We start from the raw sequence: 12,810 nt of genomic DNA, 5'->3' as shown, positions 1-12,810 counted from the left end.
ACCAGGCCATGACCATAACCAGCACCGGAATCCGTTTCACCGCAGGCGATCTCGTTGTCGAGAACGGGCGCATCGCGCTCGTGACCGGGATACCCGCCCTGGCCCAGGACCTGCAACTGCGGCTGCTGACGCCGCTCGGCGAGGACCGCTACGACACCCGGTACGGACTGGACTACCGATCCGTGTTCACCACGCCGGTGAGCGCGCGCGAGATGCGGGACCTGCTGCGCCTCAACATCGTTCGAACCCTCGGCACCGACCCGCGCGTGCAGGAGATCCGTGACATCGAGATCACCGATCCGCGCCTCGATGCCCACCACCGGGTGTGGCAGGTCGTGGTGTCGATCATCACCAGCGACGGCGTACCGGCCACGCTGACGACCACCGTAGGAGCACCGGCATGACGCAATACGGCGTGACCGAGGACGGATTCGTCCTGAAGGGTTTCACCGAAATCCTGCAATCCGCGCGACAGCGGGCCATCGCCGCCTTCGGCCCGGACACCGATCTGGCCGACACCAGCGTGCTGACGAAGCTGCTGCAGGTGACCTCCGACGAGGACGCCATGCTGTGGCAGCGGCTCGAGGACCTCTACTACAGCCAATTCGCCTCCACCGCCTCCGGATCCGACCTGGACCTGCTCGGCCAGGACATCGGGCTCGAACGCAACTACCTGTTCGCCGAGGGCGAGGTCCGGGTGACCATCCAGGGCGCGCTGCCCGGCCGCAGCTACCTGCTGCCCGAGGGCACGGTGCTGCTGGATGAGCAACAGCCGCCGAACACCTTCCACCTCACCGCCCCGGTGACCCTCACCGCGCAGGCGCCGACGGTGACCGCGCGCGCCCGCGCCTTCGAGGCCGGGCCGCGGTCGAATATCGAGCCACAGACGCTGATCCTCGATCCGGACTACCTGCGCACCCAGCTGCACTTCCCCGACTCGGTGACCTTCGAGGCCAACAACCCCGGGCGATTCACCGGCGGTGAACTTTTCGAGAACGACACCGCGTATCGTGCACGGCAGCTGGGCTTCCCCCGCGACATGTGGACCCTGCAAGCCGTGCGCGCGGCAGTGCTGCGCGTGCGCGGGGTCCTGGATGTGCTGCTGTCGGACACGCTCGGCGGTGTCGACGTCACCCAGAGCATCTTCCACCGGTTCAAGTTCGGCGAACGCACCTTCAGCGGCGAGCGGAAATTCGGCGAACCCTATTTCTTCGACGTCGTGGTCGCGCACGAATTCGCCCGGCCCTGGCGCACGACCGGCGCGGTCACCGGCATCTACGAGCAGGTGCGCGCCGAGGTCGACCGGGTGCGCCCGGTCGGCATCCACCCCAACATCATCGAGGCCAACCACATCGAGATCGGTTTGCGCGCAACGGTCGTCATCGATCCGGGACAGGATGCGAACTCGCTGCGGGCGGCACTGCTGGACCGCCTCTCGCGCAGTATCTCCACCCTGCGGCTCGGCGGCGACGTGCTGTATTCGCAGGTGATGTGCGCGCTGGTGGATCAGCCCGGCGTCCTGGATGTGCAAGATCTGCGGCTGCGCCGCTTTCCGCCGCTGCTGGGGCGAATCACCTTCGGCGCGGAGCTGTTCCAAGCCGACCCGATCGAAGTGGGGGTCGGTGAGAATCTCACCCTCGGACCGACCGAGATCGCGCAGTTCCGGCAGGACAGCGGCCTGATCGACGTGCGGGTGGTGGCCCGATGAGCACCTATCCCACGGCGTTCGACCGCATGGCCGGCGCGCTCACCAGCCCGTTCGCCGCCGGGGCCGACCGGCTGCGGCTGTCGGTGCGCCGCGGCGAGGTCCTGTCGCGGGGCACCTTCGAGCCCTACGACCTCGGCGAGCACCGCGCCCGATTCGGCACCGATCCCCGTCCGCGCTTCCTCGTCACCGCCCTGGTCGAGATCCCGCCCGACATCAGCCTGCGCATCGGATACCACCTGCCGGGAACACAGACGCGCACCCTCACCTTTCCCATTCCCGAAGGGACCGTAGCGGGTACGTCGTTGCTGATCCCGCTGGGACCCGACGCCGCCGAGGCCGTTTTGGACACCGTCACCGTCGATCGCCCGCCGGGCAGGCCCGGACTCGATGTCGTGCGCAGCTTCCGGTTCACCGTCCTGCTGGGTGATCTCGCCGCGCTGCTGTGGGTGCTGGGTGGAGAGCGGGATGAGCTCACCGCTCACGCGAATCGGGTGCGCGGCGAACGCTCGGTCGCCCGCGCGAGCGGGTTGTCGCTGGACCTGATCGGCTCGGATCTGGGTATCCCGCGATTCCCGCCGCTGCCCTACGGCTTCGCCGACGACACGATCGCGCTCTACCACCTCGAGGATGCCGACCCGAGGGTGATCGCCGACGAGATGACGCTGTACACCAAGCTCGGTCACCCCGGTGCGGGAACCAATGTGGCTGTGCGCGTGGACGGTCGGTTCGGATTCGGCGTGGGGTTCGTGGCCGATCGCGCCGAGATCGCGGTCCCCGACCACCCGGATTTCGCACTCCCCGAGGGCCAGGGATTCACCGCCGAATGCTTCGTCCGCCCCGCACCCGGCAAGTGGACGGGCGCGGTCGTCTCCAAGCACGCCGACCCCGCCGATCTCGCCGAGCCGGGCTGGGGAGTGCACATCGGCCGGTTCCACGGACTCGACCGCAACGTGAAACTGGTGCTGTCCGACGGCGCGGGCGCAGCGCCCGCGGTCGAACTGTATGCCGACATCTCGTTGGCCACCGACCGGTTCCAGCACGTCGCGGCCGTCGTCGACGGCGATTTCGCGGTGGCCCGACTGTATGTCGACGGCACGCTCGTGGCTACCGGACCGGCCGAACTAGGCGCCATGACCAACACGGCCCCGCTGCGCATCGGATTCGGTATCGGCGGCACCACCGCCGACGGCACCGAGCTCGGCTTCTACGGCACAATCGACGAGGTCCGCATCTCCGGCGTCGCGCGTCCTTCGTTCGCGCCGGTGCTCGGCGAGGACGACGGCAGCTACCGGCAGCGGCTGGCCCTGTTCCGCCGCTGGAACCTGCCCACACCGCCGAATATCGAGCGCGCGCTCAACGCCATCGTCGGCCCGATCGACAACGTCGAGAACCCGATCACCGTGTCCGATGCCTTCGTCCGGTCGCCGGTCGGTTCGCACACCGTCACGATTCGGCCGGTCGAGTTGCGTCCCGGCGAATCGATCGATGCGTGCGGACGCCGCCGGAGCACCGAAGCCGAGGTGTGCGGCACCGTCGCCGACGACCTGTTCGATCCGGGTTGGCTGGTCACCTATCCCGCCGGTGGCCCCCCGCTGTTTCCCGCGGCGGACCGGCGAATGCGACTGCCCACCCTGCGGCGCCTGCGCAAGCTCGTCGAACTGATGGGCTCGAGGCTGGCCGCCGGTTTGACCGTGTCCGGCGGATTCGACCCTGCCGCACGGGATCTGCGCGCCACCGGCCGGGCATTGATCGTCCGCCATGCGAGCGCACCCGGCCGTGTCGCCGCGCTCGCGCACCGGGCCGGTTTCGACTGGGTGCACTACCGGTCGGGCGAGATCTACCTGTCGGTCGCCGACACCGGGGTGTGCGAGATCGTCGGCTACAGCAGCTGGTTCGGCAAGGACCTCGCGGTCGACAACGCGCCGGTCGAGTTGTCGATCAACCCCGATCCGGCACAGGACAGCATCGTGCGGTGGACATTGCTGCAGGCCGGACCCGGTCGGGCGGCATTCGACGGCTCGCCGAGCGAGCATCGGATCAGGCTGCGTGCCCTGCATCCCGGCGAGGTCACCGTGCAACTGGAGGTGCGCCGGTCGGGTAAGAGCTTCACGTCTACCCGGCGATTCACCATTGCGCCGCAAGGTATTCCGGCCGGGACGTCGATCGGCACGGACGGCACCATCGGGGTGAGCGAAGACGTCGCGGGCACCGCCGACGATGGCGCCTATGTGCCGGATTATCTGGTCACCGTCACCGATCCGCTGCTGCGGATCGATACACCCGGTTCGAACCGGATGCAGGCGAATGTCGCGGTCCTGCTGGGCCGGTTGCTCATCAACTCCTACCGCGCGACCTATCCTCGGCCACCGCAGATCCGCCTGGTTTCCGGATGGCAGCCCAACGGAACCGGATTGGATCGGGTCGGGCGCGCACTCACCCTGGCCCCCGCCGTCGCGGACCTGTCGCTGTCGACGCTGGCGCTGGCCGCCTACGGCGCCGGATTCGACTATGTCGTCAACACCGGCACGGTGGTGCGAGTCGCGCAGCGGGCGGGCGACCATATAGCCATCACCGGGCCGGCCGAGGCGGGCGAGGGAGGCGTTGTCCCGATCGCGGTGCCCCACCACGACAGCCCGATCGACGCGGTCCTGGCGGGCACGGTGCTCTGCACGGCCAACAGCGGCAGCTCGACGGTGGTGTTCTCCGACAGCACCGACGGCACACTGCTCGCGACCGCGACGGTTGGGCCCGCACCGATCGGCATCGCGGTGAGCCCGGACCGCCGCACGGTCTACACGGCCAGCGCCACCGACCGGACCATCAGCGCCGTCACCGTCGGCATCAGCCCGGTGGTCACCACCCTGCCCGCGCTGCCCGCAGCCCCGATCGCCCTGGCATGCCATCCCACCAAACCGCTGCTGGTGCTGTTGCTGCCCACCCAGGTCGTCACCGTCGACGCCACCACGGGTGCCGTGGTGACCCGATGGACGATCCCCAACGGCAGCACCGGGAAACTGTTGGCGCTCAACCCCACCGGAGCGACTGCGTGGGTCGCCTGCACGGACAAGACACTACGCGCGGTGGATCTCGCCACCGGCACGTTTGCCGCCGCGCCCACCCTGCCCGGGACCCCGACCGCGCTCGCGGTGAGCAGCACCAGCGTCTACGCCGCCACCGCCGCCGAGGCGCGGCTGTGGGTGCTCGACGCGGCCCAGCGCACCGTGACCGGAACCTTCGACGACATCGACCTCGCCGTGATGCGGATCCGGGTCGACGAGACGGCCGGCGTCGTCTACCTGGGTGCCTGGTATTCGAAATTCGTCCAGCGCCGGACCCTCTCGGGAGCGGTGCTCGGTCCGGACAGTTACGTCACCGTGCCCGGGATACCGGTCGCCGTCGTGCCCGCCGGAGCGGTGGTGCTCACGGTCCTGCTCGGCGAGATCGGGCGCGATCAGAGCGACGCGGTCGCCGTGCTGCGCACCGATCGGTGGCGCGAGGTCGACGCGCTGTGGCCACTGGCACCGGCGGGCGGGCGGACCCTGTCCTGGTCGGTGGCCCCCTACGACGAGGCCGCGGCCCATCTGGACGGCTCCACCGGCGAACTGGCCGAGCTCACCGCCGAGCGGGCCGGCGTCGTCCAGGTTCGGGTGCGTGCCCGCGCGGAGGGCAATCCGCCCTACACCGTGCGGATCGGCCTGGCACCGATCCTGCTCGAGGGTGAGCAGCAGGGCCGCCCGGTCGTGATCCGCCGCGCACAGTACGAGCGAATCATGAACGTCCTCAACGAATTACACCCGATCGGTGTCGAATTCGACACCAGCGTGATTCGCGATCACGTGCTCGAGCTGAAACGAGACACCGGTCAGCTCGACGTGTTCCCCGCCTACACCTACCCCAGCTACCGCCTGCGTGGGCGCCAGCTCGCGCGCCCCAACCGGAAGGACTGAGCCATGGGCCTTTTCACCCGCACCTTCAACCACAAGAACTGGGTCGACTCCGTCGACCGGGTCACCGCCGGCGGTGACAACGGTTTCAATGTGCGCTTCCAGGCGCTGCAGGTCGACCTCGACGCCATTGCCGCGGCGCTGAATGCTGTTGCGTCGGGGGTGCCCAAGGAGCGGACGATCAACTTGGCACCGCAGTTGACCCAATCCGGGAACGATGGATGGGATCACAAGCTGGGCTACGCCCAGAAACGCAGCGGCGCAGGCGGCGCCAGCGGGCTCATGACCGCCCCACTGCCGAATACCGGTCAGATCAGAAAGTTTCGCGTGATCGGATCCAACACCGGGCAAGGCACCCTGCAGATGGAACTGTTCCGGCAGAACCTGGACGGCTCCAGTCGTGATGCGGTGGCACAGATCTTCGGAGTGCACACCGAACCGGGCGGCGTATTCGACCTGTCAGCGGGACCCGCCGCCGGCACCGAGGTGCTGGATCCGGCCTTCACCTATTTCATCTCCGCCCGGCTGAGCAGTGCCGCCGGAACCGACATCGTGCAGATCAACGGCTTCCAGATCGTCTGTGTGACCGGCTGATTCCGTCGGCGCGCACCTAGAGAAAGAGGGACAGAAAATGGCAGATGTCAATCGCACCGACGGCAGATTGGTCATCCCGTACGTTGCGGGCGATCAGGGAACCGGGCGACCGCTGGGCACCGGGATCGACTTCTGGTCCAGCCCGAACATCCGGTTGGTACGAAACGAGGAAACCGCGGACTTCATGCTGCCCGAGACCTGGGATGACCAGAAGCGACAGTGGGACGGCAGCGTCGACGTCAGCGACCCGACCATCTTCACCAATCCCTACTACCTCATGGTCAGGGTATGGAACCGCGGTGATTACGTGGCCGAGCCGAAGGGTGATGCTCTGCCGGTGCGTGGCCTGCGTCTGGAGGGCTGGGTGGCGAACTATTCGGTGGGTGGGGTGGGTCCCGACAGCGCCATCGCGAGACGCACGGATCCGGGCGGAGTACTGAACTATGGAAATCCCACCTTCGAGGGCTCCAACAGGGCAGTTGTCCAGCAGGGCGGCTGGATCGTGGTGCAAAGCGACGATTTCTGGGTGCCGCATGCCGACGATATCTCGCAGTACAACAACGGACACGTCTGCCTCGGGGCCAACGTGTACTCCGAGGGTGGTGGTGTGATCGGCGGCGGAGGCGGGGTGATCCATCTGGTGGATACGGCAGCCACCTATCCGAAAGACGGCAAACCGCTGAGCGATCGGCCTGCCGCCATCTACATCTCGCCGACCGTCGACACCCACCACGGGCAGCGCAACCTGATGATCACCAATCGCAACCCGGGCCAGACGCTGGTCCGCAAGGTGCTGCTCGAGGTCCCCGCGACCGACCGCTGCCCGTTGGAGGCGGAGGTGGCGCTGCGGCCGGTGCGACTGGAACCGGGCTCGGAGGAGACCGTGCGTTTCGCGGCCGCGCTCGGCCTGTCCGAGTGCCACTGCCCGACCGATCCGCTCGACAATGTCAGCATCGACGACAATGGCGACCCCAGCCACGAGGTGGGCGTGTGCCTGCAGCCCGGCGAACAGGTGTGGCTGACCATCACGGTCGAACCGATCGAGGGCGAAAAGCCCGGCGATATGGTCGCATTCGACATCGTCACCGTCGATGAGAACACCGAGAAGGTGTACGGCGCCGCGCGCATGGTCGTCGCCGTGACCTCCCCGGAGCACTGACAGCACAATCCGGGATAGGCGCCCTCCGGCGATCCGGAGGGCGCCAAGCTCCCTATGTCATCGCCTATCACCTTGCCCGAGTGGCCAATTCGCCCACTCGTCGGACTCCGGAGTCCGCATCTCGGGCAGCAGGGTGAGCCCCGCCAGCGGGCCCGGGTACAGGTATTCGTCGGCCGGACGCTTCTTTCCGTTGAGCCAGGCGTCGAAGAACCCGGTCAGATCCTTGGTGGTGCGGGACTGGACGAACTGGCGGAACTCCGGGATCGAGGCGTTGCCGTTCTTGTGACCCTGCACGAAATCGCGGATGGCGGTGAAGAATGCCTCATCGCCGATGTTGCGGCGCAGGGCATGCAGGAACAGCGGGCCCCGGGAGTAGACGGTGGTGAACTCGTTGCCCCGGCCGGGGTCGTACAGCGGTGTCGCCCACACGTTGCGCTGGTCGGCGCGGGCGAGCGCCCGGTAATAGATGCGATCGGCGTTCTGGTTGCCGATCCGCTCGGGCCACAGGAAGTCGGCGGTGTAGCTGGCGAAGCATTCGTTGAGGCAGATGTCCTTCCACTGCTTGATCGACATCGAATCGCCCCACCACTGATGGGCGTTCTCGTGGATCACCGTGTTCAGATCCGTCCACGGCGCATAGATCGGGCGCGTCTGGATCTCGAGCGAGAACGGCAGGTCGGTGGTGACATAGATGCCACCGCCGGACTCGAACGGATACGGGCCGTACAGCTTTTCGGCGAAGTCGAGGATCTGCGGGAGCCGCTTCTCGAGGGACTTCTTCTGTTCGGCGTCCGGCGCGAAGTAGCTCTCCAAAGGTGTTCCGTTGGGCCGCTTCTGGCTCAGTTGGGTGAACTTGTCGATGGCGACCGTGGTCAGATAGCCGATGATCGGGCTCTTCGTCTCCCAGGTCACGGTGTGCTTACCGGATCCGGCGGGCTGGTCGGAGGTTTGGATCCCGTTGGACACCACACCCCAGCCCGTGGGCACGGTCGCGCGCAGGGTGAAGGTGACCTTGTCCAGCGGTGTGTCGTTGAGCGGGTACCACGTCGATGCCGAATGCGGTTCGCCCAGGGCGAAGGCTCCCCCGCTCGTCGAATAGGTCCACCCGTTACCCTTGGTGTCGGCTGCGATGCCGTTGTATTCGACGATCGCCGTGAAGGGTTGTCCGAGCGGCAGTGGCGCCGCCGGGGTCACGACGAGCTCGTGCTCACCGGCCTTCTGGAAGCGGGCGGGTTGACCGTTGACGGAGACCGATTGCACCGGAGGACCGGCGAAGTCGAGATTGAACGACGAGAGATTCTGGGTGGCGTTCGCCGTGACGGTGGTCTTCCCCGACAGGCGGTGGCTCGGCGGGTCGTAGTCGATGGCGACGTCGTAGTTGAGGGCGTCGTAGCCGCCGTTGCCGTCCTTCGGATAGTACGGATCACCGAGCCCGTCGGAGCCGGGCGAGGGCGGTGCGATGGAGCCGGAGGACGAACCGTTGTCCGGGCCGGGTGGCGGCTCTTCGTCCGCGACGGCCGCCGGTGTCGCCGCCAGGGACGCCGCAAGAGCCAAAGCGGGCAGCATCATTCGACGCCGCCGCGACCTCGCTGCAGCATTGGAAGGGATACTCGGAGAATTTCTTCGAGAGATACGCATGGGACACAGCCCCCTTGGTTGGATATTCGAGCGCGAGCGCAATCGTGCACGGCACGTCATCTCCCAGCCGTCTCCGGAACCGCCTGCGCTACAAGCCAACTCGGCGACGAACGCACCGTGGCCCCTATAACGATCCCACCAGCCGCACAGCGGTGGGCGAGAACCGTGGTGAACAAATTTCCACGCGGAAGAGAACACCGGGCGCAGTCGCGAGAAGCATTGTGCAGCTGGGAAATCCGATCGCATGGGCGCGCCATACCCCTATCGGGGCCGCCGGGCAATAGGTTGTCACCATGACCGTTCTCGACTCCCCGATTCCGCGATTCCACCTGGCCATGCCGGTCGACGATCTGGACGCCGCCCGTCATTTCTACGGCGAGGTGCTCGGCTTGACCCAGGGACGCAGCGCGGACACCTGGGTGGACTGGAATCTGCACGGCCACCAATTCGTCACCCATCTGGCGCCGGAACGGCCGCAGCGGATCCACAACCCCGTCGACGGCCATGACGTCCCGGTTCCGCACTTCGGCCTGATCCTGACGATCCCGCGGTTCCATGAGCTCGCCGAGCGGCTGCGGGCCGCGGGCACGCGGTTCGTGATCGAGCCGTATGTGCGGTTCGAGGGGCAGGCCGGTGAGCAGTGGACGATGTTCCTGCTCGATCCCGCGGGTAACGCGCTGGAATTCAAGGCATTCGCCGACGACTCCCAGGTTTTCGCCACCTGAGGTCGCCGACGGCGTGAGCAAGACGACAAGCAGTTGACTGGACGGTCGGTTTAGAAGGGCTCATGCTGGGACGATGCGCCTCGCTCGCGTCGTCACGGTGGCCCTCGCCGTACTGCTCGGTGCTGCATTCACCGTGTCGCCCGCGAGCGCTCAACCGAACCGGCCGCACTACCCGGTCTCGTACCGCTTGGCCGATGCGGTGGCCGCCGAACTGCAGCACCCCGGCGCCGCGCCGATCGGCGCCAACGACTGGACCTGCACGCCCGGGCCCCGCCACCCGAATCCCGTGGTGCTGGTGCACGGCGGGCCCGAGACCCCACAGCTGGATTGGCAGGCGCTGGCCCCGCTGCTGGCCAACAACGACTACTGCGTGTTCGCGCTCAACTACGGCACGCTCGCGGGTCTGCCCGCCCCCCTGCACGCTGTCGGTGGGCTGACCCCGATCGAGCAGAGCGCGCACGAGCTGGGGACCTTCGTGGACCGGGTGCTGACCGCGACCGGTGCCCGCGAGGCCGATATCGTCGACCATTCGGAGGGGAATCTGGTGGCCGGGTATTACGTCAAGTTCCTCGGCGGCGCGGACAAGGTCTCTCGTCTCGTCTCGCTCGGACCCGGGTGGGCGGGCACCAACTCCCTCGGGATCGCGGCCGGGGTGACGCGGCTGGCCGCGGAACTGGGGCTGACGCCGACGCTGAACGCCCTCGTCGACCCGATCTGCGCCGCCTGCCTGCAGATCCAGCACGGATCACAGTTCCTCGGCACCCTGACCGACGGTGGCGCGGCCGTTCCCGGTGTCGCCTATACGAACATCATGACCCGCCACGACGAGGTCGTACTCCCCTACACCAGCGGATACCTGCAGGCACCGAACGCCGTCAACCTCCTGGTCCAGGACTACTGCCCCGGCGACCTGTCCGACCACATCCTGCTGACCTACGACCCCGTCGCCGCCCAGCTCGTCCTCGACGCGCTGGACCCGGACGACGCCGTGCGCCCGAGCTGCACCACCACTCCGGCGAACAGCTGACGGGCGCAACGGGTTTCGCTCGTCGCTTCAGCAGCGGGTCAGTGCGTTGTTCACCATCTCCAAGTGGTGGGTGATGATGGGCTCGGCGTCGCGAGCCAGCATCTTCACCTGTTCGGAGCTGCCCGCGGCGATCTGCTGCCGACCGGCCGCCAACGCCTCGGAGTGGAAGCGCTGCTGCATCTGCAGCCAGGACCTGTCGAAATCGCGTCCGGTCTTCATCCCGGTGCTGAGCAGCTGCTGGATCTGGTCCGGATTGGGCGTCAACGGCGGCACCACACCGTTCATCACCGCGACGGCACCGCCCATCGCGTCGAGCCGGGCATGGTCCACCACGAGCATCTGGCCGATCTGCCGGACGTCTTGGCACACCCCCTGCGGGGACAGCGCCGCGCGCGTACCCGACAACATCTCCGACAGGTGACCCTGATGGGAGACGACCAGATACGTCCGATCCTGGTTCGACAGAGCCGCGGGCTCCGCCGACGCCGAACTACCTATCGCAGTCGTCAGCGCAATCGCCGCCGCTGCCGCGAGCGCACCACGTTGTAAGGACCGCATATCCCTCTCCTTGCCGTCTCGCCGCGAACCCCGTTTGCGCACTACCCCGGCGCGACGGCATCATGCGCGAAACGCCGGGGCATCGAAAGTTTTTCCAGCAGAGTTCATTTGGTTGTGCGGTCGACCGATAGAACGGTTCGAAAATTGGTCGACGCCACGAATCAGGGCTGAGTGGGCGGGGCCTTGCGATCGATCGCGGCCGTCATCTGGTCCAGTCCGATCAGGTTGAACTGGCGGCCCAGTGAGCGCATCAGCGAGTTCTGGGTGGGACGGTATACGCCGCGCTTGTGGTAGACCGCGCCCTCGTAGGTGTCGACCACACCGCCGTCCGGGGACTGTTTGCCCAGATACTTGTACCACTTGGCCTGGTTTTGTCGCATCTGTGCGGCGGTGTAGGTCGACGCGTTGACCTCGCGCGGCTCACGCCCGGTGTAGCGGTCGTTGGGGTAGTCGTATTCGTCGGCCAGGCCTGCGACGGAGTGCCCGAGTTCGTGCAGCACGATCTGTCCGGCCTGGGCGTTGCCGCCGGACGATGTCGCGACCCGCCCGCCCGCGCCGCCGTACTTCGTGGTGTTGGCCAGCGCGACGACCTGGTCGGCCTCGGGGGCGAGCCCGGCGTACTGGATCGCCTTGGTCTCGTTGACACACAACAGGCGCTCGGTGCCGCCACACCAGAACGTCATGTCCAGGGCGGTGTCCCGATACGTGCCGCGCGGATCGTTGTCGACACCGGACTCCCGCGACACCACGTTGACCGCCCAGACATTGAAGGAGTTCTTCTTCGATTTGAACGGTTCGATCTGGACGATCTCGTTCCACCGGTTGATCGCATGCTCCTTGTAGGTGCCCAGCTGACCCTGGGTGTAGCCGTCACCGACGAAGACGAGATCGAATCGCTTGTCGGAGGGCCCGGTTTGCTGGATCGGTATGACGTCGGCCTGCACGGCCGAGCGCGGTGCCGGGGGTTGATCGGGGACGGGTATGACAACGCGGCTGATGGTGCCGTCGGGCGAGAACACTTCCCGCTCTTCGGTCGGGGCGGCCGATCCGGTGGCCGCGGACAGTCCGGCGATGGTGGCTGTGCCGAGAACGATGGTGAACAGGCGTCGTGACAAAGACATGGCGAAGCTCCAGGGGTGGTGGTGGTTCGCGAATTCGTACCGGACGGCGGTGCAGAGGCGCCGGGAATGCCATGCCGACGAAAGCCGTTGCTGGCCAGGGCATTCCCTATGCGGTACGCGCCATCATCGTAGTCGACGCAGCCTCCGTCCGTCAGGGGTAGGGGGTGCCTACTTCGGTGAGTCCCCTTCTCGTATAGGGGTTTTCGAACGGTGTTGGTGGCGGAAGCGGTTTGTCCATCGGGGTGAACTCATCGCGTTCCCTCGATCCGGACCATCCGGTCCCCCGCCCCTCTAGCATGAAGTACGAGGCAATTCCCTTGAGCCCGTGGGGGTTTC

Annotated in this window: 10 protein-coding genes; 7 read left to right on the top strand and 3 right to left on the bottom strand. The window is 67.1% G+C overall.

All coding sequences use genetic code 11. From position 1 onward, the window contains the following. Positions 1 to 8 precede the first annotated feature (8 nt). Genes IU452_RS07280 through IU452_RS07260 form a run of 5 tightly spaced genes read left to right on the top strand, consistent with a single transcriptional unit; the run spans position 9 to position 7,405 of the window. Positions 9 to 404: a DUF2634 domain-containing protein gene (locus IU452_RS07280; RefSeq protein WP_195108103.1), complete on the top strand. Its 396-nt coding sequence runs from the start codon at positions 9 to 11 to the stop codon at positions 402 to 404. After that, entirely contained in the window at positions 401 to 1,708 is a 1,308-nt protein-coding gene (locus IU452_RS07275) for a baseplate J/gp47 family protein (protein ID WP_195108102.1), read from the top strand. The genes IU452_RS07280 and IU452_RS07275 overlap by 4 nt, the downstream gene beginning before the upstream one ends. After that, the gene (locus IU452_RS07270) at positions 1,705 to 5,655 is read left to right on the top strand and encodes a LamG-like jellyroll fold domain-containing protein (protein ID WP_195108101.1); all 3,951 of its coding nucleotides are present in this window, start codon (positions 1,705 to 1,707) and stop codon (positions 5,653 to 5,655) included. The genes IU452_RS07275 and IU452_RS07270 overlap by 4 nt, the downstream gene beginning before the upstream one ends. A 3-nt stretch (positions 5,656 to 5,658) precedes the next feature. After that, positions 5,659 to 6,246: a hypothetical protein gene (locus tag IU452_RS07265; RefSeq protein WP_195108100.1), complete on the top strand. Its 588-nt coding sequence runs from the start codon at positions 5,659 to 5,661 to the stop codon at positions 6,244 to 6,246. Positions 6,247 to 6,283: 37 nt separating this feature from the next. Then, positions 6,284 to 7,405: a hypothetical protein gene (locus tag IU452_RS07260; protein WP_195108099.1), complete on the top strand. Its 1,122-nt coding sequence runs from the start codon at positions 6,284 to 6,286 to the stop codon at positions 7,403 to 7,405. Between the two features lie 57 nt (positions 7,406 to 7,462). On the opposite strand, the gene IU452_RS07255 is transcribed toward IU452_RS07260, so the two are convergent. Beyond that, positions 7,463 to 8,974, bottom strand: coding sequence for a M1 family metallopeptidase (locus IU452_RS07255; protein ID WP_195108098.1), 1,512 nt, complete (start codon positions 8,972 to 8,974; stop codon positions 7,463 to 7,465). 362 nt (positions 8,975 to 9,336) lie between these two features. Between IU452_RS07255 and IU452_RS07250 the strand changes: the two genes are divergently transcribed. Together IU452_RS07250 and IU452_RS07245 are read left to right on the top strand one after the other, a co-directional pair. Further along, positions 9,337 to 9,768, top strand: coding sequence for a VOC family protein (locus IU452_RS07250; RefSeq protein ID WP_195108097.1), 432 nt, complete (start codon positions 9,337 to 9,339; stop codon positions 9,766 to 9,768). A gap of 73 nt (positions 9,769 to 9,841) precedes the next feature. Continuing rightward, the gene (locus IU452_RS07245) at positions 9,842 to 10,795 is read left to right on the top strand and encodes a lipase family alpha/beta hydrolase (RefSeq protein ID WP_195108096.1); all 954 of its coding nucleotides are present in this window, start codon (positions 9,842 to 9,844) and stop codon (positions 10,793 to 10,795) included. 27 nt (positions 10,796 to 10,822) lie between these two features. On the opposite strand, the gene IU452_RS07240 is transcribed toward IU452_RS07245, so the two are convergent. After that, complete coding sequence (locus tag IU452_RS07240; RefSeq protein ID WP_195108095.1) at positions 10,823 to 11,353, bottom strand: DUF4142 domain-containing protein; 531 nt, start codon at positions 11,351 to 11,353, stop codon at positions 10,823 to 10,825. A 161-nt stretch (positions 11,354 to 11,514) separates the two neighbouring features. Next, complete coding sequence (locus tag IU452_RS07235; RefSeq protein ID WP_195108094.1) at positions 11,515 to 12,474, bottom strand: M64 family metallopeptidase; 960 nt, start codon at positions 12,472 to 12,474, stop codon at positions 11,515 to 11,517. Positions 12,475 to 12,810 lie beyond the last annotated feature (336 nt).

Origin of the sequence: Nocardia transvalensis (genome assembly GCF_015477765.1) — a bacterium.
In the GTDB taxonomy this organism is placed as follows: Bacteria; Actinomycetota; Actinomycetes; order Mycobacteriales; family Mycobacteriaceae; genus Nocardia; species Nocardia transvalensis_A.
The sequence above is the reverse complement of the archived record's forward strand: the minus strand, read 5'-3'. Positions and strand labels throughout refer to the sequence as shown.